The following is a 20,579-nucleotide window of genomic DNA, read 5'->3' on the forward strand; positions in this document are numbered from 1 at the left end:
ATCCGCGACGGCCGCCGTCACTGGGGCGCCCACGCAGCCGGACTACGCGTGGCGCCTGGAGATCAGATCGTGCTCCTGCGGACCCACACCCTCACAGAAAGCGATCGCCTGTCCCACACGCTGTTGCCCAAGCGGATCGCGTTGCCGGTGTTCGCCTCGGACCCGATGTCGAGCGTGGCTTACGCACCCGAAGAGATCCTGTTGATGCTTTCGGTCGCGGGGGCGTCGGCGTTCGTGTTCAGTCCCTGGATCGCTCTTCTGGTCGCCGTGGTGATGATCTCGGTCGTCGCCTCCTATCGGCAGAACGTCCGCGTCTACACCTCCGGCGGTGGCGACTACGAAGTCGCCACGGTCAACCATGGCCCCCGATGGGGTCTCGTGGTCGGCAGCGCCCTGCTCGTCGACTACGTGCTGACCGTGGCGGTGTCGATCGCCTCCGCCGCGGCCAACATCGGCTCGGCCGTTCCCTTCGTCGGGGAACACAAGGTCGAGTTCGCCGTCGGCGCGATCCTGGTGCTGACGGCCATGAACCTGCGCGGTGTCAGAGAATCGGGCACCGCGTTCGCCATCCCGACCTACGCTTTCGTGTTCGGCGTCCTCGCCATGATCGTCTGGGCGCTGGTGCGGGTTTTCGTGGTGGGTGACGAGATCCGGGCGGAGAGCGCCGATTTCACGCTGGTCGAAGAAGGCGGGCATCTCGCCGGTCTCGGCTTCGCTTTCCTGATCCTGCGCGCGTTCTCCTCCGGCAGCGCGGCCTTGACCGGGGTCGAAGCGATCAGCAACGGCGTCCCAGCCTTCCGTAAACCGAAGGGCCGCAACGCCGCGACCACGCTGCTGATGATGGGCGTGCTCGCGATCACGATGTTCCTCGGGCTGATCATGCTTGCCCGGCTCACCGGCGCCCAGGTCGCCGAAGACCCCGCGCACCAGCTGATCGGCGCTCCGGAGGGCTACGAACAGAAGACGCTGATCGCCCAGCTCGGCAACGCGGTGTTCGCCGGTTTCCCGCCGGCGAGCTGGTATGTCATCTTCTTCACCGGACTGATCCTGGTGCTGGCGGCCAATACCGCGTTAAACGGTTTCCCGGTGCTCGACTCGATCCTCGCTCAGGACCGCTTCCTGCCCCGTCAGCTCTACACCCGCGGCGACCGGTTGGTGTTCTCCAACGGCATCGTCTTCCTCGCTGCAGCCGCCATCCTGCTCGTCGTCGCCTTCGACGCCGAGGTCACCCGGCTCATCCAGCTCTACATCGTCGGCGTGTTCATGTCCCTCGTGATCAGCCAGAGCGGGATGATCCGGCACTGGAACCGGCGGCTGCGCACCGAAACCGACCCCGCCGCGCGCCGCCGGATGCGCCGCTCCCAGCCGATCAACGCCTTCGGCTTCTCCATGACCGCCCTGGTCCTCGTCGTCATCCTCGTCACCAAGTTCACCCAGGGCGCGTGGATCTCCCTCGCCGCCATGGCCGCGATCTACCTGCTGATGACCGCGATCCGCCGCCACTACCAGCGCGTCGGCGACGAACTCCACGACAGCGACGAGGACGAGCCGATCGTCCTGCCTTCACGCAATTACGCGATCGTCCTGGTGTCGAAATTGCACCGGCCCACCCGCCGGGCGCTGGCCTACGCCAAAGCGGTCCGGCCTGACGTCCTCGAGACGACAACCGTCAACGTCGACAACCAGGAAACCAACGAACTCCTCGACCGGTGGGCCAAACAACCCTTCTCCATCCCGCTCAAGGTCATCGAATCCCCCTACCGGGAAATCACCAAACCGATCCTCGACTACGTCAAACGCATACGCACCACCAACCCGCGCGACGTGGTCACCGTGTTCATCCCCGAATACGTCGTCGGGCACTGGTGGGAGAATCTGCTGCACAACCAGAGCGCACTACGGATCAAAGGACGACTCCTGTTCCAGCCCGGCGTCATGGTCACCAGCGTGCCCTGGCAACTCGACTCCTCCACCAAGGTCCGGCATAGGTCCGAACTCGCTCCCGGCTCGATCCGCCGCGGCCTCTGCACGAAGGACACCAACGGCGGAGACCGGCACAACCCGTGAGCCTATTGGCACACCGGGATTCGTCTGACCGGTCCAACGCCGTAGAGAAAGCATCAAAATACGGCGGTGCGGCAGCACATCGACCGTGCCCGTCGCGCCAGCACGCCTATCGTCTAATGCCGGCTATCCCAACGGCGGGAAAGGGGGCCCACGGCCGGTGCCCGACCACCCCACAGCAGAGCTGGCCTGGCTGGTCAGCCAACCCTGCGCGGTCGAGATCCTCGACGTCCTCGCCGAGGCGCCCCGCCCGCTCGCGGACCTGCACCGGCGGCTGAGGGCGACTCGCCGGACGATCCACTCGGCACTGCGCGTCCTCGCCGCGGCCGGGGTGGTCCGCCGCCGCGATCACTGTGGCAGCTGGGACAGCTTCCCCCCGCCCTCGACCCGCTATGAGCTCACCCCTACCGGCCGCGAATTCACTCGGCAGCTGAATCGGGTCGAGGTCTGGACCACGCTCTACGAGCACTATCTCGGTACTCCGACCACCAGGAAAAGGACGAAGACCATGTGGGCACCGATCTCCATCGTGCTTCTCCTCGCCTGCCTCGGAAACATGGCGCTCGGCCATGCCGGGCACGCGATCGTGTTCGGCATCGCGTGGCTGGTGCTCGTCGCCGCGGTGACGTATCGGGCAGGCCACCGGACCACCTGACCACCCACGCGGCGAGGGGGACGAGAGATGAAACTGCTTCGGCTGTCCGAGATCGATGCCTCGATGATCGATCTGGTGGGAGGGAAGGCCGCCGGGCTCGGTGAGATGATCAAGGCGGGCGAGCGTGTACCGGATGGCTTCTGCTTGACCGTCGAGGCCTATACGTCGCGAGTTCTCCCGAAGCAGGAGTTGCTCGACGCCTACGAGCGGCTCGGCGGCGGCCGGGTCGTGGTGCGTTCCAGCGCCACCGCCGAGGACTTGCCGGACGCCAGCTTCGCAGGACAGCAGGACACCTTCCTCGACGTCGACGGGGCCGCCGCACTCGTCGACGCCGTTCGCAAGTGCTGGGAGTCCCTGCATTCGGATCGGGCGGTGGCCTATCGGGCCACCGTCGGTATCGACGACGTCGCGATGGCGGTGGTGATCCAGCGGATGATCGACCCCGTGGTGGCCGGTGTCCTGTTCACCGCCAACCCGATCACCGGTTGCCGCACCGAGATGGTCGTCGACGCCGCCCCCGGGCTGGGGACCGCGATAGTCGAGGGCACCGTCGTTCCCGCTCACTACGTCTTCGGCCACCGTGCGCGGACCATGCCGCACCAGGACGAGGGATGCCTCGACACCCGGCAGCTCGAACTGCTCCGGGACGCCGGTCTGCGGCTGCAACGGCATTTCGGCTCGCCGCAGGACATCGAATGGGCGATCGATTCCGACGGCGTGCTGTGGCTGGTGCAGTCCCGGCCGATCACCACCCTGTTCCCGCTGCCACCGGACACCGGCGATACCCGGCTGTACCTCGAGTTCGGCCACATCCAGGGGATGCTCCGCCCGTGCACGCCGATGGGGATCTCCTTGCTCAAGACCGGATCGGCGATGTGGTTCCAAGCAAACGGCGTCCGAAGCGACCCACGGGATCCGCTACCCCGGCTGGTGCCGATCGGCGGGCGGCTCTACTTCGACCTGACCGACTTCGTCCGCAGCAAGGCCATGCGCAAGCGGCTGCCGACGTCCCTGCAGGTGTACGGACCGCGGGTCCAGGGCGCCGTCGAGCGCATGATGACCGATCCCCGCTTCGCCCCGCGGCGCGGCTTTCCGTTCCGGACGAGCAACATACTCAGGGCCACGGCGAAAGTGGCGCCGAGCGTGATCACGGGGTTCGCGGCGGGCTTGGCCCGCCCGGACGCGGCGCGCGCCCGCGCTTACCGGGCGGTGGAGGAGATCCGGTGCCTGACCGTTCCGCCTCCGGGCTCGGCGACCACTGCTGAGCGACTGAGATGGGTCATCGAGGACTCGCATCGAGCGATCATGAGCCACGGCATGCTGGGGCTCACCGGGCCGTTGATGGCCGGGATCATCCTCGGGATGGCGCCCTCCGGCCTGCTCAAGGGCATCGCCACGGACGAGGAACTGGACATCGTCCTTGGCGGAATGCCCCATAACGTGACCACCGAGATGGATCTGGCCCTCTGGGGCCTCGCGGTGAACGCGCGCGAGCACCGCGAGATATTCCTCTCCACCCCACCCGGCGAACTGGCCGCGACGTACCGCGCCGGGCGACTGCCCGACATCGGGATGGCCGGATTCCTGGACAAGTACGGCATGCGCGCCGCAGCCGAGATCGACGTCGGCATGCCCCGCTGGGAGGAGGACCCGGCGCCCCTGTTCGCCACGATCGCCAACTACCTCCGCGTCGACGACCCCGAGCAGGCCCCCGACCGGCGATTCCGCCAAGCCGCGCGGAAGGCCGAGGCGATGATCGAGACCCTGTCCCAGCGAGCGCGGCTCCGGCGTCCGGTCCGTGGCCGGGTCGCGACGTTCCTCATGCGCCGCTCGCGCAAGTTCACCGGCCTGCGGGAGATCGGGAAGTTCGCGTGGCTGCCCGCGATTCAAGCGGCTCGCCGGCAACTCCTCCTCGTCGGCGACGACCTGGTGTCACGTGGCCTGCTGGAACGCGGCGACGACATCATGTTCCTCACCCTCGACGAAGCACGCGCGGCCGTCCACGACGCGACCGACCACCGCCACCTGATCGCCGCGCGCAGCGCGGACCACCGGCGAGAACTACGACGGCACACTGTCCCCGGCGCCTTGCTCTCCGACGGGACCGACGTGGAAGCACTTGCCCCACCCGGACCCGCCGAAGACGGCGTACTGGTCGGGATGGCCGGCGCGGCGGGCCAGGCGACCGGGAGAGCGCGCGTGATCCGCGATCCAGCCGGCGCGTACATCCAGCCCGGCGAGATCCTCGTGGCACCGACCACCGACCCCGGCTGGACCCCGCTGTTCCTGACCACGGCCGGCCTGGTCACCGAAACCGGCTCACCGGTCGCGCACGGCCCCACGGTCGCCCGGGAATACGGCATCCCCGCCGTCATCTGCGTCCGCGACGCCACCCGCGAAATCACCACCGGCCAGCTGATCACCATCGATGGAACCGCGGGCACGGTACGGATGATCGACGACGACTGACGCCATTCACTCGGCCATCTTCTCTTCGGCCCGTTCCCAGAGCCAGCCGAACCGGTCGATGCGCCACAGCTGGGCCACGACGACCACCGTCGCGCCGTACAGGGTCGGCCAGAAGTCGAGCGCGATCAGGCCCCACGTGATGAGCCCGAAACCGGCGAGGCCGAGCACGACCAGGACACGCAGCACCGCGCGATGGTCCGGCGGCACCATGGATTTGTCGTGTGCCCAGACGCGTTCGCCATAGATGCCGCGTGCGGCCCAGCTGCGTGGTTCGACCGGCGGGAACGCCGACGGGTTGAGAAACAACCACACGACGACGGCCGCGATCGGCACGAGACTCCACCAGCCGATCCAGGTCCGGCTCCAGATCGCGAGCAGCATCAGCGGGATCGCGGCGAAGCGGGTCCATACGCTCCAGGGATTCGCGTGACGGCGCCAGGCTTCGTCGTCCATTCGGAAAGTCTTCGTCACCGCGTCGGTGAGTTCCATCGTGGTCTCCTTATCAGATCAGGTTTTCGAGGAGGTCGACAGCGACGGCCACGCCGTTCTCCTCGCTGATTTCCCGGCCGAGCCGTTCGGCCCGTTCGCGCATCCCGGCATCGCCGGTGGCTTGCCGCAGCGCCGCGGTGAGCCGGTCGGCCGTGAGTTGCTGCTGGCGTACCGGGGGCGGCGCGACGCCGACGGCGTGCATGCGGTTCGCCCAGTACGGCTGGTCGGCGACGAACGGGCACACCACTTGGGGCTTGCCCGCGGCCAGCGCGGCTCCGGTCGTGCCGCCGCCCCCGTGGTGCACGACCGCGCTCATGCGCGGGAACAGCCAGTCGTGCGGCGCGTGGTCGAGCACGAACAGATCGCCGGTTCCGGCGTCCGCGGCCATGCCGCCCCAGCCGGTCGCGAGCACCGCGCGCACGCCGGCCCGGCGGACGGCTTCCTCGACCACCGCGCGGGTGCGGCGTGAGTCCCTGCCCGCCATGCTGCCGAATCCGATGTAGACCGGAGCGGGGCCGTCGTCGAGGAAGTCCCGCAACGCCGCAGGTGGTTCCCACCCTGACGCGGCGGCGAGGTACCAGAAACCTGTGGTGTGCACCGAATCCGGCCAGTCCGAGGCCGAGAGGGTGACCTCACTGCTGAACGCCTGCAGGACCAGCCGGTCACGGCCCTCCGCGTCGTGCAGGATGTCGTGGCTCCCCCGGCGGCGCGGCAGCCCGAGTTCGGTCGTGCGCCAGGTAGAGGTGATCCCGGTGAAAGCGCGCAAGATCGCAGCCACCGCGAGATACGTGGCGCGGTTCACCATGCTCGGCAGACGGGGCAAGGGAATCATCGGGCACGGGAACTCGCCGGTGGGGATCCAGCCGGGTTGCAGCGCGACGACCACCGCGGGAACGCCGAGCATCTCGGCCGCGTGGTGGGCGGGCACTCCGGTCGTGTGCACGACGACATCCGCGCGAGATGCCTTCGCGGCCACACCGACGTGGTGCAGGACCTCCGCCATCATCGGTTTGACCCGCTGCGCCGTCCGCAGGGCGGTGATCTTGCCCCGGATGCCCCGGTATCCGCCTTCGATGGCCTCTTTCACCACAGGGTCGTCCATCAGCCGGTTCGCGCCCTCACCAAGCGGGGCGAACTCGATGTCGTACTCGCCGGCGGCATCAGCGAACGAGTCCGGCGCGGCCAGCACAGCCTCGTGCCCGCGAACGCGGAGGGCGACCGCGAGGGCGAGCATCGGCTGGACGTCACCACGGGTGCCGTGGGTGACCAGCAGCGCCCTCACTTCGACCGCTCCTGATCGTTGATGGCGGTGAACGCGGTCAGCCAACGGTCATCGGCGAACAGGCCATTGGTCAAGATCTCCAGCCCAGCCCTGGCACCCCGGACCGCGGTCGCGGTCTCCGCGGCGTCCCCGCCGAGCAACCGACCGACGTGGTCACCGAGCACGAGCGGTGCCAGCAGCCAGGACACGTAGACGACCGCGCGCGCCCGGGAGTCGTCCGACTGGTGCACCCAGCCGTCCCGCTCGCCGTCGGCGAGCCACCCTTCGGTGCGGTCCACGATCTCGGTGAACAGGGCGGACGCCCCGCTCGACCCGTCCAGAAACGCCCGGGCCAGATAACGCCGCACCGGCGTGGCCGCCTGCAGCACTTCCGCCAGCGCATCGTCGCCTGCCTCGCCTCCGCCCCGGATCGAGTCGAGCACATGCTCGTCACAGGCCTGCCGCAGCCCGTCCTTTGAACCGAAGTGGTGCAGCACCAAGCCCGGAGACACCCCGGCGTCCGCCGCGACCGCGCGCACCGAAGTTCCGGCGATGCCGTCGGCGCCGAACCTGGCCAGCGCGGCATCGCGGATACGGGCCCGCGCCGTCAGATCAGAGACTGAACTCATGTTCAGAGTATTGAACACTTGTTCAGTTCCGTCAAGGCGAGGCCGCTTGACGAGCAGTCAGTCCGACGAGAGCACGAGTTCCAGCAGCCGGGATGCCGTGATCACACCGATCATCGCGCCGTCACGCAGTACTGCGGCCAGCGGACAGCGCAGCCGGGCCATCATCGCGGCGACTTCCACGATGTTGTCGTCATGCTCGACAACAGCCAGTTCAGAAGGCCGAGTGGAAAGGACGTCGCGGACCGTCTTGCCGCCCAGCTTGTCCGCGGCCCGGTCGGCCATCGATTCGGAGAGCACCGCGGCCAGCGTGGGTGCCTCCTGGACGTAGGCGGGCACCAGGAATTTCACCACGTCCGAGGCCGGCAAGACCGTGTAGGGCCGCCCATCGGCCGCGGTGACGACGAGCCCGGGTAGCCGGTTCTCGGCAAGAAGCCGAGCCGCCTGCAGCGCGAGCGAATCGAGGCGCACTACCGGGAACTTCTCGGCCATGACGGCGGCGTGCATCTCCGCAGAGTACGGCAAATCGGTCATTTCAACCATGCCGCGGACGATCGAGCGTCGGTTAGGCCGTCGGCGTGAGGATCTCGACCGCAAGCCTTCTTTACTGGACCTTTACACTCTTTTAGGGCATCTTTACGCCCAGGAGTGCCGGGAAGTCTGGTCGGCGGCTTGGCCCACCGAGGGCCGGGTCAAACGCATGCCGACGAGCGGGGACCGATGCTCCAGCGTTTCGCCAGAGAACTCCTTGCCGGGCTGACCGTGGCCATCGTGGCGCTGCCACTGGCGATCGCCTTCGGCATCACCGCGACCGGCACATCCGAAGGAGCCCTCGTCGGCCTATACGGCGCGATCTTCGCCGGATTCTTCGCCGCGGTCTTCGGAGGAACACCGGCGCAGGTGACCGGTCCGACCGGCCCGATCACCGTGGTCGCCACCGGTGTCATCGCGGCGCACGGACTCGAAGGCGCGTTTCTCGCGTTCATCATGGCCGGCGCGCTTCAGATCCTGTTCGGCGTCTGCCGGCTCGGTTCTCTCATCCGCTTCATCCCGCACCCGGTGGTGTCCGGGTTCATGGGCGGGATCGCGCTGATCATCATCCTGGGCGAGCTCGACCAGGTGCAGAAGAGCTTCCTGGTGGTGGCAGCCACGATCGTGCTCATGCTCGTAGCCGCACGGGTGGTCAAGTCCATCCCGGCGAGCCTGATCGCGCTCGTGATCATCACCGCCGTTTTGTCGTTCGCGGGGCCCGTGCTGCAGAACCTTCGGATCGGGCCGGTTTCCCTCAACGGCACGGTCGAGTACATCGGCCAGATCCCCGAATCGATTCCCTCCCTCACCATCCCGGAGTTCAGCGGTTCGCTGATCCTCACCCTCGTGTTGCCCGCCCTGAGCATCGCGCTGCTGGGCTCGATCGACTCCTTGCTGACCTCGGTCGTGATGGACAACATCACGGGCCGTCGGCACCGCAGCAATCGCGAACTGGTCGGCCAGGGTCTCGGCAACATGGCCAGCGGGCTGTTCGGCGGCTTGGCCAGCGCGGGGGCGACCGTCCGGTCCGTGGTCAACGTCAGAAGCGGCGGCAGCACCGCGGTGTCGGCCGCGACCCACAGCGTCATCCTGCTGGCACTGGTGGCCGGTCTCGGCGCGGTCGTCCAGTACATCCCCCTCGCCGTGCTGTCGGGGATCTTGATCCTGACCGCGATCGGCATGTTCGACTGGGAAAGCCTCCGCAAAACCCATGTCGCCCCCAGGGGCGATGTCGTCGTGATGTTCGCGACGATGATCATCACCGTCCTCGTCGATCTGACCGTGGCGGTCGCGGTCGGCGTGGCCGTGGCGCTCATCGTGCACTTCGTGCAATCGCGCCGAAGCAGGGCTTCGGTCATCTACGACGAGACCGGTACCTACCACATCGAGGGCCCTCTGTCGTTCCTCTCCATAGACCGCGTCTTGACCAGACTGCGCGACGACGAGCCGAAACTGTCGCTCAGCCTGCAGCACGTGAGCTACATGGACATGTCCGGAGCCAAGGGACTGCTGACCTTCATCGACCACTCCCACAGATCCGACGTGGAACTCGACTTCAAAGACCTGCCGCCGCACGTCGAGCACAAATTGACCGCGCTCGCGAACGACGAACAGCGCGGCAAACTCACCGCCGTCATCAGGAACGCGCCCAGTGCCGCGAACCGGCCGAACGATGGGAAGTCATGACCGCGATCGACGTACTGCTCAAACGCAATGACGAACTCGGCGACGCGGTGCCAGGCGATCGGCGTTCGCCCCGGCCTTCCCTGCAGGTGACCATCCTGACCTGCATGGACGCACGCGTGCGGGTGTTCGAGATCTTCGGTCTCATCCAGGGCGAATCGCATGTGCTGCGCAACGCCGGCGGAGTAGTCACCGACGACGTGATCCGCTCGCTCGCGCTGAGCCAGCGGAAGCTGGGCACCCGCGAGGTCCTGATCGTGCAGCACACCGACTGCGGGTTGTCGCTGGTGACCGAAGACGACTTCAAAGACGAATTGGAAGCCGACACCGGACTGCGACCGACTTGGGCGGTCGAGGCGTTCCGCGAAGTCTCCGACAGCGTCCGCCGCTCGATGCAACGCGTGAAGCGGTCAGATTTTCTCCTGCACACCGACAATGTTCGTGGCTTCGTCTACGACGTGAAGACCGGAGCACTAACCGAGATCAGCTGATCATTGTGGGGCGAGCGCCAGCTCCAGGAGGCGGGACGCGGAGATCACGCCGAGCAGCGTCTTGTCCTGCATCACCGCGACCAGTGGACAGTGCAGCCTCGCCATGATCGCGGCGACCTCGATGATAGTGTCGTCGGAGTTCACCCGCGGCAGCTCGGCGGGCTCCTCCGGAAGCAACGACCGCACCTTGCGGCCGCCCAATTTGTCGGCGACACGATCGGCCATCGACTCGTTGAGGACACCGGCGAGTGACGGGTCGTCCTGCACGTAGGTCGGCACCAGGAAACGGACCACCTCTGAAGCAGGCAGGACCGATTGAGGGCAGCCACTCCGGTCGGTCACGACGATGCCGGGCAGGCGGTGCTCCGCGAGAAGCCGCGCCGCGTCGAGCGCGTCGGAATCCATGTCCACGACCGGGAATTCCTCGGCCATCTCGCTGGCTTGCATAGCGCAAGACTACGACCGTCCGGGCAGGTGTGCCCGGGTCATCCGTCGTTACTGTTCGATTCTTTACGGCCCGACGAGACTCCGGTGTGATTCGGCGATTCTCCGCGCCTCTGCCGCAGGTGCATGAGGCGGAGCGCGGCCATCAGGACGACGAACACGGCGATCAACGCGAGTGGACCGAGCAGTCCGGACATAAGCTCCCCATCTCACAACACTGTGTGACCACCGGCACAATCCAGAGTACAGGACGGCACCATCACCGAATCCACTGAACGGGGTCGCAATTGTCCGGGTTGCCTCTGCTTCTCGTTTACGGCATCTTGACGCGTGGAGCGCCGGGAAGTCTGGTCGGCATACCCGTCCCTGACCGGGTCGGGGCGGTCGGCACGGACAGGAATCGGTGAGAGTACAAGTGATCTGGCAGTGTCTTCGGCCGGTATTCGCCGTTGATCCCGTTCACGAGGACGTGGCATGAGCGCCACCGTCGCGATCATCGTGTTCGTGGTGGCGTACCTGTTCATCGCCACCGAGAAGATCCCGAAGATGGTCACCGCTCTCGCCGGCGCGGGCATCGTGCTCGGCCTCGGCGTGCTCGGCTCCGAGGACGCGTTCTACTCCCATGACACCGGTGTGGACTGGGACGTCATCTTCCTGCTGCTCGGCATGATGATCATCGTCGGAGTCCTCCGGAAGACCGGCGTCTTCGAGTTCACCGCGATCTGGGCCGCCAAACGCGCCAACGGCTCGCCACTGCGGATCATGCTTCTGCTGGTGCTCATCACCGCGGTCGCGTCGGCGTTCCTGGACAACGTCACCACAGTGCTCCTGATGGCCCCGGTGACCCTCCTGGTCTGCGATCGGCTCGACATCAAGCCGGTGCCCTTCCTGATCGCCGAAGTCATGGCCTCGAATATCGGCGGCGCCGCGACCTTGATCGGCGACCCGCCCAATATCATCATCGGCAGCCGAGCCGGCCTGACGTTCAACGACTTCCTCGTCAACATGGCACCGATCGTGGCCATCGAACTGGTCGTCTTCTGCCTGGTCCTGCCGAGGCTGTTCCGCGGTTCCTTCACCGTCGACCCGGAACGGGTCGCCGATGTCATGGCCCTCAACGAACGCGAAGCCATTCACGACAAGAAGCTCCTCGTCAAATGCGGCGTCGTGCTCCTGGCCGTTTTCACCGCGTTCATCGGCCACTCGATTTTCCACATCGAACCGTCGGTCGTCGCTCTGCTCGGCGCCGGAGCCCTCGTGCTCCTGTCCCAAGCCAAGCCGAAGGACTACCTAGCCGGCGTCGAATGGGAAACACTGCTGTTCTTCGCCGGCCTGTTCATCATGATCGGCGCACTGGTCAAAACCGGCGTCATCGGCGACTTGGCGAAACTCGCCGCCGACGCGACCGGCGGCAACGCGCTCCTGGGCGTCATGCTCATCCTCGGCGTCTCCGCGCTGCTGTCCGGCGTCGTCGACAACATCCCCTACGTAGCGACGATGAGCCCACTGGTCCTCGACCTCACCAGCAGCATCGCCGACCCCACCCATTCCGAAGCCCTCTGGTGGTCGCTCGCCCTCGGCGCCGACTTCGGCGGCAACGCCACCGCGATCGGTGCCAGCGCCAACGTCGTCGTCCTCGGCATCGCCGCCCGCGCCGGGAGTCCCATCTCCTTCTGGGAATTCACCAAGAAGGGCGCTCTCGTCACACTGATCACCGTGCTCGTCGCGGCGCCCTATCTGTGGCTGCGGTACTTCGTCTTCGCCTGAATCCGCTCACTCGAGTCGCTCCAACCTACGGGCCAGCCAGTCGAGCAAGCGCGCGCCATCCTGAGCGCCGAAGGAGACCGGGCGGCGGAGGTCCTCACTGGCGAACGACCGCGGAGCCCGACCACCCGGCGGCGCCCGATGGGTCGACCTCGCAGATCCTGGCGACCTGGTAGCGATGCCGCCGTTCGGGGTGTCCCGGCGATTCACGGACGTCGACGAGCGCAGCATCGCCCAGGCCTTCGACTTCCACCTCGTATCGAACTACCGGTCCTGCACCCGCTTGACTTCGACATTGACGGAGCATTTCCGGCGCCGAATATGACAACCAGGTTCTGACGGAGTACCACGATCGACCGGTTCACCGGTTCACCGGATCACCCGGCGCTCACGCGTTCATACCTTCTGTCGTCGCGGCGACCGGTGCTTCTATGCCAAACCGTTGTCACGACGGAAGGTCGCCGGTTTCCCCGAGCGAATCCACCGCACGGCTGTCCGCCTCGCGTGCGGCGACCTCGTGCCTTTGGGCAGCCGCTTCGTCTCCTGCGGTTCGAGCCGAAAACGCCGCCGCGCGTTCGTGATGTGCCTCGGCGCGACGGACAGCTGCGAAGGAGCGATCGATCAAGAGTCTCCATTGTGGAGACTCGCGGGGATGGATTTTCGCTCCGGTGCGGGCTTCGGCGGCGTTGGCGAGTTCGTGGTAGGCGAATCCGTGGTGTGCGGCCACTTCGCCGAGCAAGTGCTGCGCCTTCGCGCGGCGGAACGCGTCCGGCTCACCTCCTGCCTCGATTTCCGCGGCCAAGGTTCGATGGCCGTCCGCGATGGCCCACGCCCGATCCGCGTCATCGCGCAGCCGTCGCACCCTCGGATGAGTTTCCGTTCTGGGGGTGACTTCGGCGCGCGTTGTGAAAACGTCGGCGGTCATGGGCTTGGTCCTCCCGTGTTTCGGTGAGCGTGATTCCACCCTGGCATGAACCGGACCCCCTGAAACTGACGAGTGCCTTACGATCGGAGGCTGTTAGCCTGGCCGGCGGAAGGAGATACCGACTGTGTCCACCCGTGTTCTTCTGGTCGAGGACGACGTGATGATCAGCGAGGCCTTGAGCCTCGCGCTGGCCGACGAAGGCTTCGACGTCGAGTGCGCTGAAACCGGCGAAGACGGGCTCGAACTACTCGCGGACAGCCGATTCGACGTCATTCTGCTCGACCTCATGCTGCCAGGCATCGACGGCCTCACCGTGTGCCGGTCGGTGCGCGATCAAGGCCCCCTGCCGATCATCGTGATCACCGCCCGCGCGGACACCCAGGACGTGATCGCGGGCCTCGAAGCCGGCGCGGACGACTACGTCACCAAACCGCTGGTGGCCGGTGAACTCGCGGCCCGGATCCGCGCGCTGCTCCGCCGCACCGCACCCCCTCCCCCGACCCGGATCACCGTGGGCGGCCTGGAAATCCGGCCCGATGAGGAAAGCGTGCATCGTGACGGGAACCAGGTGCATCTGACCCGCACCGAGTTCCGCCTCCTCGCCGAACTGGCCACTGCCGTGGGAAAGGTAGTCACCAGAGAGCAATTGCTGCAGCGCGTGTGGGGACACGACTACTTCGGCGACACGAGGCTACTGGATGTCCACATCAGACGGTTGCGCCGCAAGGTCGAACCCGATCCCGATGATCCGAGCCTGGTGCTGACCGTACGCGGGCGTGGTTATCAAATCGCTCCGGGATCATGAGCCGGGTCGGGTTCCGGTCGGCGCTGCGGCGGCTTTCCCTGCGCTGGCGCGTGGCCGGCGCGTTCGGTCTCGGCCTGGCGCTGGTGATGAGCGTGCTCGGTGCCGCGACCTGGAACCTGACCACCGGTTACATGCTCGACCAGCGTGAACAGAGCACCTTGCGGCAGTCGGAAGTCAACGTCGACCTGGTCAACAAGGCACTGGCTGAACATTCCGACAATCTCAACGAGCTTCTGACCGGGCTCGCCAGCGGTCCGGACTCCTCGATTCTGCTGTCCCGCCCCGACGGCTGGCTTACCAGCGGACGGCAGATCGAGCCCACGGCCATCCCTGCCGCCCTGCTGAAAAGCGCGAGAGACGGTGTCGCAGCCCGGCAACGCTTCGCCGCCGACGGCATACCCGTGCTCGCCATCGCGACCCCGGTCGGCAACGGCGACAGCATCTACGTCGAGCTGTACCCGCTGCTCGAGCTGGATCGAACCTTCCGCTATCTCAGCATCCTGCTGATCACGGGCACCGTCGTGGCCGCGCTGTTCGGAATCCTGCTCGGCGCTTGGACCACCAAACGTGCCCTGCGCCCACTCTCCGCACTCCGCGGAGCCGCAGCCCGTGTGGCACGTGGAGATCTGACGACCCGGCTCCCCCACCAGAACGACCCCGATCTCGCCCCCCTCGCCACCAGTTTCAACACCACGACCGAACAACTCGAGCAACGGGTCCGCCGTGACAAGCGCTTCGCCGCGGATGTCAGCCACGAACTCCGCTCGCCTCTCACCACGATGGTCAACGTCACCGAGGTCCTGACCCGTCGCCAGGACACGATGGATCCGACCGCCCGCAAAGCCCTCGGTCTGCTCAGCTCGGAACTGCACCGCTTCCAAGGCATGGTCGTCGACCTGCTCGAAATCTCCCGCGCGGACCAGGACGACGGCCCAGCTGAACTGGTGGATCTCGACGCACTGGTGCACAACGTCCTCGACAGCAGAGGCAAGTCCGATGTACCTGTCGACGCCGCTCCCGACATCCCGCTCGTCTTCGCCGACCGCCGCCGCATCGACCGGGTCGTCACCAACCTGCTCGACAACGCCGACCGTTACGGCGGAGGCACTGTCGCCGTGACCCTTCGGCGGCGGGACGACCACGCGAGGATAGAAGTGGACGACGCCGGCAGCGGCGTCCCACCAGCCCTCCGGGAGCGCATCTTCGAACGCTTCGCCCGCGGCCTGCATTCCGGCCGCCGCGACCGCGACACCGGCAGCGGACTCGGGTTGGCCATCGTCGCCGACCACGTCCACCGGCACGGCGGCACCGTCTGGGTCGAAGACCGGCCCGGCGGAGGCGCACGCTTCATCGTCGAACTACCGGAGGCGACCGCGTGAAACTCCGTCCGATGATCCTCGCTATCACCGCCACCCTCTGCTTCGGCGGCTGCGGTGTGACCGACCAGGACGAACCCGAACCCATCACCCCCCTCGCACCAAGCACCACCCCAACGGTCTCCAGCCGGACAGCTCCACCCTCACCGCCCCTGAGTCCGACGCGATCGTCAGGCAGTCGTCAGGTGCAGACTCCTGCATCTCCAACACAATGAGGAAGTCGTCGAAAGGAGGAGAGGGACATGCCCGTCCGCGATCACCATCCCGACGACATCGCCGACGAAGTCCGCCAATGGCTTGCCCGCGAATTCGCGTCCTCGATGACCGAATCGGCCGTCAGCCAGATCGTGTGCTCGGCCCACGCCGACCTCGAAGGCCAGGTCGCACCCGATGCCATGGGAGAAACGCTGCATCGGCTGGCTCGGTTCCGTGTGCTCCGCACACTTGGCGGCCGATGAGAGCGCCGGCCGACCGGCATCGTGTCCGATCAGGACTGTGTACGCCCACACATACGACATTCATGCCACGAGCAGTTCCACCGGCATCGATTCGCTTCTCGCCGATCCAGCCGGCACCATCAACGGCAGGCTGGTCACGACGACGAAAATGGCGACAGCGACCTACCAACTCATATGCTGGTGAAAGGTCAGTTTCCAGCCATCGTCCCGGCGAACGTAAACACTGCTCACCCGCGCCGAGTAAGGCACCCCATCTTTGATGGCAGCGATGCGGTAGTTGACCGTGCCGACGGCGAGACTAAGCCTTGTCGCGCTCAAACCATCGAGGTTGCACGCCTTCCACCGCACCTCGCACAAGGCGGCCAAAGCCGCCTCACGCTCCTGGATGGGCCGCTGGTCGATCAGCAACAGCACGATGCGGTCATCGAGAACCCTCTCGTAGTACGACCGTGCGGCAACGGGTTCGGCCGCGAGCGCGCACCAGGCACGTTGCTCCAGACCCGTCAGCACATCCACGGCAGCCGCTTCACACTCCGGTGCGGCCAAGATCGCGACCAGAGTTCACCGTCTGGCCACCTCACGGTCCATACCTGGGCTTCGCCGATCGATCATCGCCGCGCTTTCCGAGCTGTCGCATACGCCCTCCGGCATTCGCCGGACGGCGACCAGCTTGCCGCAGAACTACGCACCTGAACCTGACAATCACCTTACGATTTCACCAGAGGCATACTCGGCAAGCCCTGTGGCGATCTTCGACATCGTGCGCTGGACCTGCCTCTCTGACGACCAGCGCCCCATGCCACGAGCTGAATACGTTCCCTGCCAACGGATCCGTGTTCCACCGCCAGGCACCTCGTGGAGGTCGATCGTCGCCTGGTGGTCGGCCATATGCGGACCCTCCAGCCCCTCGTATGCGAACCGCCGACCAGGCGTGAGGCTCGTGATCCGCTCCCGGATGACCGCCTTACCCGAGCGGAAGACACGGATGGCACCGACTCCGTCACGCCCGTCCGGGGAGAGGCCGCTCGAACTGCTGACGTCCAGTTCACCGGCGCGTGACCAGGCGGACCACATCCTCGGGTCCAGCAACAATGCCCACACGACCGCCGGTGGCGCCGCCGATTCGGCCAAGACATCGTACGACCGCACTGCAGAACCCTCCAAGAAAGGCGAATGTGACGACCCGGATCGTGCCACACGCCAGGCCCACCTGTAACTCACTTGGGCCACCTCGAATCCATCTGTCCACTATGGACCTAGAGCGAATTGGGCGTGCCCAACCGGCGTAACTGGCCGGAGAATGGCGGTGCGAGGAACCTGCGATATACCCTATAGCATTCGTTTCTCTCTGACTGCCCATAAAGCAAGCAGTGAGACCGCGGCTATTCCGGCGTCGAAACCGGGAAGAGTGTCACGGCCGAGCAGAAACGGGGCCAGGAGCAGCCAGCCCGCACTGACCGGCTGGATCGGCCACCAAACCCGCCTCGTGCCCGGCTCGGCGAGAGCAGCCGCACCGACCGCGACGAGAGCTGCACCAGCCACCAAACCGGTCAGCGGGTCGACCTCACCGACCGGATCGTCCGACGTGAACGGGGACAACAGCAGCCATAGGCCGATCAAGAACACGAGGGCGTCGGCGACGGCCAGTACTACACTGCGATTCTCGGCGATGGCCCGCACGTCGCGCGTCCAAGATTTCATCTCGTCAGCGCTCCAGTATGTCGCGGACGCTTTGCCCGGCGAACGCCGCCCAAAGCTCAGTCTGCCGGAGCCGCCGGTGAGTCCACCTGACGATAACCTTGCGATTCACAGGTCGCCCCAGGAGCCCCGTCGGTGCGGGGCAAGTGCCCGGGACCGAGACGTGCCACTCAGAGGACACCCAGCCTCGTCGGGCTTGACCCGCAGATCGGTCGCCGAGCTCGGCGACCACGCGACCTGCACCGAACCCGACGTCTACGATTGCCTGCCCAGGAGCCAGAGCGAGGAGGTCGTACGTGTCGGAGCGCAACTCGGCGGCGCCAGGCAGGTTGTCGACGACGTCCAGCATCCGGATCAAGGAGCCGGTCGCGTCGTCAGGCCGGGTGGTCTCGGGCTGTGTGGTCGTGTCGTTGGACATGGCCGCCATGCTGCGACTTGATGGCGACATGAAGTCAAGCACTGCGGACTTGAGCATCGGAGAGGTCGCACAACGGTTCGGGCCGGCCACTCACGTGCTGCGGCATTGGGAGTCGTTGGGCCTACTCGCCCCGCCAGAGCCACCGGATCAACCCGGCATCCGCGCCGAACGCACGGGCGTGAAGCGCTCCGCTGGCGTTCGTGCCCAGAGCGGCAAGGTCGGTCCTAGCGCAGTGTCCCCGTCCACATGCTGACCCTCGACAAACCTCCATCCAAACGCTCATCTGACGGCTCAACCGCCGTTGAGGTAGCGCTTGGGCGAAGTTCCCACTGTGCGACGGAATGCCGCTAGGAAAGCACTCGGCGTCGCGTATCCCACAGCATGCGCGACACGGGACATGGGCCCTGGAGGATGCGAGCTGGGCACGATGGGCAGTCCCGAGCCCGGTCCGCCAGAGCGACTGCCGCGGATTCGCCAAGGCGCAGCGCGCGGCCCGGACCCGCATGCACCAACGTATCCGTGACCGGATGCCTCATTTGCAGATCCTGGTCGACACCGCCCACCGCGCCATGACCGACACCGCGGAACTGCTGTCCACCGCACAGCAGCACCCGCCGGGCACGGAGTTCACAGTTTCTGGGCGGCTCTACCAGCGCTTCGAACCCACCAGCCCGCAGCGAGAGTGGGCACAGAACGTCCACGTCCGCGATCTCGGCACCGGCGAGAAGATCAACCTGACCCACCGGGAGGACGAACGCTTCTGGGCATGGGCGGCGATCGAAACCTTGCGACACACCGGAATCAGGATCGAAGAACTCCTTGAGCTCACCCAGCTGGCGATCGTGTCCTACCAGCTCCCCGACACCGGCGAGCTCGTCCCGCTCCTGCAGATCGTCCCGTCGAAGAACAACGAGGAACGGCTTCTGTTGGTCAGCCCGGAACTCGCCAGTGTGCTGGCCACCATCGTCACGCGCCTGCGGAACAGTCACGACGGAACTGTCCCGCTCATCGCACGCTTCGACACCTACCAGCGCGACACTAGCCCGCCACTTCCGCACCTCCAACGTGCGGGCATGCCGCTGAAAGGCGCCCTATAGTACTGATGGCGGCGGTCTCGGCGCGCGGCATCGGGACCATCAAGGAGCTGCCGGCCGAGCACCTCCTCGTCGGCGACCGCGCTGTGGGGCTGCAGCTGGCGAACGGCGCCGCGGCACGTGTGGTTGGTTCGACACCGTAACCTGGGAGATCGGGTACGCCCACCCGTCGCCTGCACACCCCGGGTGGGCTGTACTTGCTGCTGCACCGTCTGATGGACCGTGGCCGCGGCTTCACCGGCAGCGGCCACGGTCTGGGTCAGCAACACCAGATGTCGGCTCATCCACGCACGGTTCGGGCACGCATCCGCTTGACAGCCTCATGGCCCGCCAGCTCACGACAAGTCGTTGGATCCCGATGGGTACCCCGGTTCAATCACCGGCTGGAGTCAGCAACTCCTCGATCTCGGCGATTACCTGAGCGTTGTCCCGGTAGTGGATCCCGTGGATGCCGACCGCACGCGCAGCGGCGATGTTGGGCGCCAAATCGTCGAGGAAAATCATTTCCTCGGGGCGGACCTCGAGCCGTACGCAGCTGAGTTCGTAGATCTGCGGATCCGGCTTGCTCATGCCAACCTCGTGCGAGTAGACGATGTCATCTACGAGATCCTCGAACCCGTATGCGGCCTGCTCCCGTTCCCGGGCACCGACGAAGCTGTTGCTCAGGATGCCGGTCCGATAGCGCGGGCGCAGTCCCCGGCAATACTTGATCAACTCGATGTTGCCGGTGCCCAGATACTGCTCCCAGAAATCCGCCATGATCGCATCGGCCTGTTCCCTGGCAACGCTGAGTCGATCGCTGATCGCCTGACGCACCTCATCCTCGGTGACCCCGCCAATGGCCCCGGCTGCCCAGACGTCCGCCAGTCGTCGGCCGACCTCACCCCCCACGAGACCGAGCCTGGCCTCCCACCGCCCGCCGACACCAAGGTCGGGCGCGATCTCCAGTACGTCGCCGATGTCGAACACCACCGCACGAATCACCATGATCACCACCCTATCGGCCGCAGACCCAAACACGGAGGACAACAGTCTACGAACACCTCGCCAAGAACCCTGACGCCGCAACCATTCGGACGGTTTGAATATCCGACGTCGCCATTATCTTCCAGGACGACCTGGTCCGTACCTACCGGGCATTCCTCGCCCAGCGTCGCGCGATCCGACCTGCCGACGAGTACCGCGATCCAACCGACGAGGAATGGACCGAATTCCAGCAGCACTTCCAGGAACGGAAGCTGGAACTCGGCACCTGCGGCCACCCCTACGGCTCCTCCTGCCAGCACGAGCACGTCCCGTTGACCGAACTAACTCAGGATCTCCTGGGT

Annotated in this window: 22 protein-coding genes; 12 read left to right on the forward strand and 10 right to left on the reverse strand. The window is 66.3% G+C overall.

From position 1 onward, the window contains the following. Nucleotides 1-48 precede the first annotated feature (48 nt). The 3 genes from AC069H_RS35580 to AC069H_RS35590 all read left to right on the forward strand — a co-directional run bounded on the left by AC069H_RS35580 (nt 49) and on the right by AC069H_RS35590 (nt 5,188). A complete protein-coding gene (locus AC069H_RS35580) occupies nt 49-2,067 on the forward strand; it encodes an APC family permease (protein ID WP_478235324.1) in 2,019 nt (672 codons plus the stop codon). A 157-nt stretch (nt 2,068-2,224) separates the two neighbouring features. Then, nucleotides 2,225-2,719: a helix-turn-helix domain-containing protein gene (locus AC069H_RS35585; RefSeq protein ID WP_478235257.1), complete on the forward strand. Its 495-nt coding sequence runs from the start codon at nt 2,225-2,227 to the stop codon at nt 2,717-2,719. A gap of 27 nt (nt 2,720-2,746) precedes the next feature. Next, nucleotides 2,747-5,188: a PEP/pyruvate-binding domain-containing protein gene (locus AC069H_RS35590; protein ID WP_478235258.1), complete on the forward strand. Its 2,442-nt coding sequence runs from the start codon at nt 2,747-2,749 to the stop codon at nt 5,186-5,188. A 6-nt stretch (nt 5,189-5,194) separates the two neighbouring features. On the opposite strand, the gene AC069H_RS35595 is transcribed toward AC069H_RS35590, so the two are convergent. From AC069H_RS35595 to AC069H_RS35610, 4 genes are read right to left on the reverse strand one after another with little or no spacing between them, the layout of a single operon-like run. Further along, on the reverse strand, nt 5,195-5,677 hold the full coding sequence (locus tag AC069H_RS35595) for a DUF6653 family protein (protein WP_478235259.1): 483 nt from the start codon (nt 5,675-5,677) through the stop codon (nt 5,195-5,197). 13 nt (nt 5,678-5,690) lie between these two features. Continuing rightward, entirely contained in the window at nt 5,691-6,959 is a 1,269-nt protein-coding gene (locus AC069H_RS35600; protein WP_478235260.1) for a glycosyltransferase, read from the reverse strand. Further along, nucleotides 6,956-7,567, reverse strand: coding sequence for a TetR/AcrR family transcriptional regulator (locus tag AC069H_RS35605; RefSeq protein WP_478235261.1), 612 nt, complete (start codon nt 7,565-7,567; stop codon nt 6,956-6,958). The genes AC069H_RS35600 and AC069H_RS35605 overlap by 4 nt, the downstream gene beginning before the upstream one ends. A gap of 57 nt (nt 7,568-7,624) precedes the next feature. Then, entirely contained in the window at nt 7,625-8,071 is a 447-nt protein-coding gene (locus AC069H_RS35610) for a CBS domain-containing protein (RefSeq protein ID WP_478235262.1), read from the reverse strand. Between the two features lie 213 nt (nt 8,072-8,284). Between AC069H_RS35610 and AC069H_RS35615 the strand changes: the two genes are divergently transcribed. Together AC069H_RS35615 and AC069H_RS35620 are read left to right on the forward strand one after the other, a co-directional pair. Then, on the forward strand, nt 8,285-9,781 hold the full coding sequence (locus AC069H_RS35615; RefSeq protein WP_478227389.1) for a SulP family inorganic anion transporter: 1,497 nt from the start codon (nt 8,285-8,287) through the stop codon (nt 9,779-9,781). Further along, a complete protein-coding gene (locus tag AC069H_RS35620) occupies nt 9,778-10,269 on the forward strand; it encodes a beta-class carbonic anhydrase (RefSeq protein WP_478227390.1) in 492 nt (163 codons plus the stop codon). The genes AC069H_RS35615 and AC069H_RS35620 overlap by 4 nt, the downstream gene beginning before the upstream one ends. Here AC069H_RS35620 and AC069H_RS35625 read toward each other — a convergent pair whose 3' ends face one another. Further along, nucleotides 10,270-10,716, reverse strand: coding sequence for a CBS domain-containing protein (locus tag AC069H_RS35625; protein WP_478227391.1), 447 nt, complete (start codon nt 10,714-10,716; stop codon nt 10,270-10,272). A gap of 471 nt (nt 10,717-11,187) precedes the next feature. Between AC069H_RS35625 and AC069H_RS35630 the strand changes: the two genes are divergently transcribed. Further along, complete coding sequence (locus tag AC069H_RS35630; RefSeq protein WP_478235263.1) at nt 11,188-12,480, forward strand: ArsB/NhaD family transporter; 1,293 nt, start codon at nt 11,188-11,190, stop codon at nt 12,478-12,480. A 94-nt stretch (nt 12,481-12,574) separates the two neighbouring features. Here the strand turns inward: AC069H_RS35630 and AC069H_RS35635 are convergent, their stop codons facing one another. Continuing rightward, on the reverse strand, nt 12,575-12,730 hold the full coding sequence (locus AC069H_RS35635; protein ID WP_478227393.1) for a hypothetical protein: 156 nt from the start codon (nt 12,728-12,730) through the stop codon (nt 12,575-12,577). Nucleotides 12,731-12,919: 189 nt separating this feature from the next. On the opposite strand from AC069H_RS35635, the gene AC069H_RS35640 reads away from it, so the two are divergent. The 4 genes from AC069H_RS35640 (at nt 12,920) to AC069H_RS35655 (ending at nt 16,041) form a co-directional block, all read left to right on the forward strand. Beyond that, nucleotides 12,920-13,429, forward strand: a complete 510-nt coding sequence (locus tag AC069H_RS35640; RefSeq protein WP_478235264.1) for a hypothetical protein — start codon at nt 12,920-12,922, stop codon at nt 13,427-13,429. 97 nt (nt 13,430-13,526) lie between these two features. After that, nucleotides 13,527-14,207 (forward strand): response regulator, encoded by a 681-nt coding sequence (locus AC069H_RS35645; protein ID WP_478235265.1) that lies wholly within the window; start codon nt 13,527-13,529, stop codon nt 14,205-14,207. After that, a complete protein-coding gene (locus tag AC069H_RS35650; RefSeq protein WP_478235266.1) occupies nt 14,204-15,586 on the forward strand; it encodes a sensor histidine kinase in 1,383 nt (460 codons plus the stop codon). Before AC069H_RS35645 ends, AC069H_RS35650 begins: the two co-directional genes overlap by 4 nt. Before the next feature lie 239 nt (nt 15,587-15,825). Then, a complete protein-coding gene (locus AC069H_RS35655; RefSeq protein WP_478227397.1) occupies nt 15,826-16,041 on the forward strand; it encodes a hypothetical protein in 216 nt (71 codons plus the stop codon). A gap of 162 nt (nt 16,042-16,203) precedes the next feature. Here AC069H_RS35655 and AC069H_RS35660 read toward each other — a convergent pair whose 3' ends face one another. From AC069H_RS35660 to AC069H_RS35670, 3 genes are all read right to left on the reverse strand, one after another. After that, nucleotides 16,204-16,587, reverse strand: a complete 384-nt coding sequence (locus AC069H_RS35660) for a hypothetical protein (protein ID WP_478235267.1) — start codon at nt 16,585-16,587, stop codon at nt 16,204-16,206. Nucleotides 16,588-16,743: 156 nt separating this feature from the next. Next, the gene (locus tag AC069H_RS35665; RefSeq protein WP_478235268.1) at nt 16,744-17,271 is read right to left on the reverse strand and encodes an SRPBCC family protein; all 528 of its coding nucleotides are present in this window, start codon (nt 17,269-17,271) and stop codon (nt 16,744-16,746) included. A 99-nt stretch (nt 17,272-17,370) separates the two neighbouring features. Next, on the reverse strand, nt 17,371-17,742 hold the full coding sequence (locus AC069H_RS35670; RefSeq protein WP_478227400.1) for an SPW repeat domain-containing protein: 372 nt from the start codon (nt 17,740-17,742) through the stop codon (nt 17,371-17,373). A gap of 443 nt (nt 17,743-18,185) precedes the next feature. Here AC069H_RS35670 and AC069H_RS35675 point away from each other — a divergent pair, with 443 nt between their 5' ends. After that, a complete protein-coding gene (locus tag AC069H_RS35675) occupies nt 18,186-18,410 on the forward strand; it encodes a helix-turn-helix domain-containing protein (protein WP_478227481.1) in 225 nt (74 codons plus the stop codon). A gap of 274 nt (nt 18,411-18,684) precedes the next feature. Further along, on the forward strand, nt 18,685-19,254 hold the full coding sequence (locus AC069H_RS35680; RefSeq protein ID WP_478235269.1) for a hypothetical protein: 570 nt from the start codon (nt 18,685-18,687) through the stop codon (nt 19,252-19,254). A 369-nt stretch (nt 19,255-19,623) separates the two neighbouring features. On the opposite strand, the gene AC069H_RS35685 is transcribed toward AC069H_RS35680, so the two are convergent. Next, nucleotides 19,624-20,238 carry an HAD family hydrolase gene (locus AC069H_RS35685; RefSeq protein WP_478235270.1) on the reverse strand — a complete coding sequence of 205 codons (615 nt, stop codon included), beginning with the start codon at nt 20,236-20,238 and terminating at the stop codon, nt 19,624-19,626. Nucleotides 20,239-20,579 lie beyond the last annotated feature (341 nt).

The sequence above is a fragment of the Amycolatopsis sp. NPDC043887 genome (genome assembly GCF_056435665.1).

Bases quoted from the DNA above. Each gene is read 5' to 3' on its own strand.
- AC069H_RS35590 (WP_478235258.1), top strand. From the start codon at position 2,747: ATGAAACTGCTTCGGCTGTCCGAGATCGATGCCTCGATGATCGATCTG.
- AC069H_RS35595 (WP_478235259.1), bottom strand. From the start codon at position 5,677: ATGGAACTCACCGACGCGGTGACGAAGACTTTCCGAATGGACGACGAA.
- AC069H_RS35605 (WP_478235261.1), bottom strand. From the start codon at position 7,567: ATGAGTTCAGTCTCTGATCTGACGGCGCGGGCCCGTATCCGCGATGCC.
- AC069H_RS35610 (WP_478235262.1), bottom strand. From the start codon at position 8,071: ATGCACGCCGCCGTCATGGCCGAGAAGTTCCCGGTAGTGCGCCTCGAT.
- AC069H_RS35615 (WP_478227389.1), top strand. From the start codon at position 8,285: ATGCTCCAGCGTTTCGCCAGAGAACTCCTTGCCGGGCTGACCGTGGCC.
- AC069H_RS35620 (WP_478227390.1), top strand. From the start codon at position 9,778: ATGACCGCGATCGACGTACTGCTCAAACGCAATGACGAACTCGGCGAC.
- AC069H_RS35625 (WP_478227391.1), bottom strand. From the start codon at position 10,716: ATGCAAGCCAGCGAGATGGCCGAGGAATTCCCGGTCGTGGACATGGAT.
- AC069H_RS35630 (WP_478235263.1), top strand. From the start codon at position 11,188: ATGAGCGCCACCGTCGCGATCATCGTGTTCGTGGTGGCGTACCTGTTC.
- AC069H_RS35650 (WP_478235266.1), top strand. From the start codon at position 14,204: ATGAGCCGGGTCGGGTTCCGGTCGGCGCTGCGGCGGCTTTCCCTGCGC.
- AC069H_RS35655 (WP_478227397.1), top strand. From the start codon at position 15,826: ATGCCCGTCCGCGATCACCATCCCGACGACATCGCCGACGAAGTCCGC.
- AC069H_RS35670 (WP_478227400.1), bottom strand. From the start codon at position 17,742: ATGAAATCTTGGACGCGCGACGTGCGGGCCATCGCCGAGAATCGCAGT.
- AC069H_RS35675 (WP_478227481.1), top strand. From the start codon at position 18,186: ATGAAGTCAAGCACTGCGGACTTGAGCATCGGAGAGGTCGCACAACGG.
- AC069H_RS35680 (WP_478235269.1), top strand. From the start codon at position 18,685: ATGCCTCATTTGCAGATCCTGGTCGACACCGCCCACCGCGCCATGACC.
- AC069H_RS35685 (WP_478235270.1), bottom strand. From the start codon at position 20,238: ATGGTGATTCGTGCGGTGGTGTTCGACATCGGCGACGTACTGGAGATC.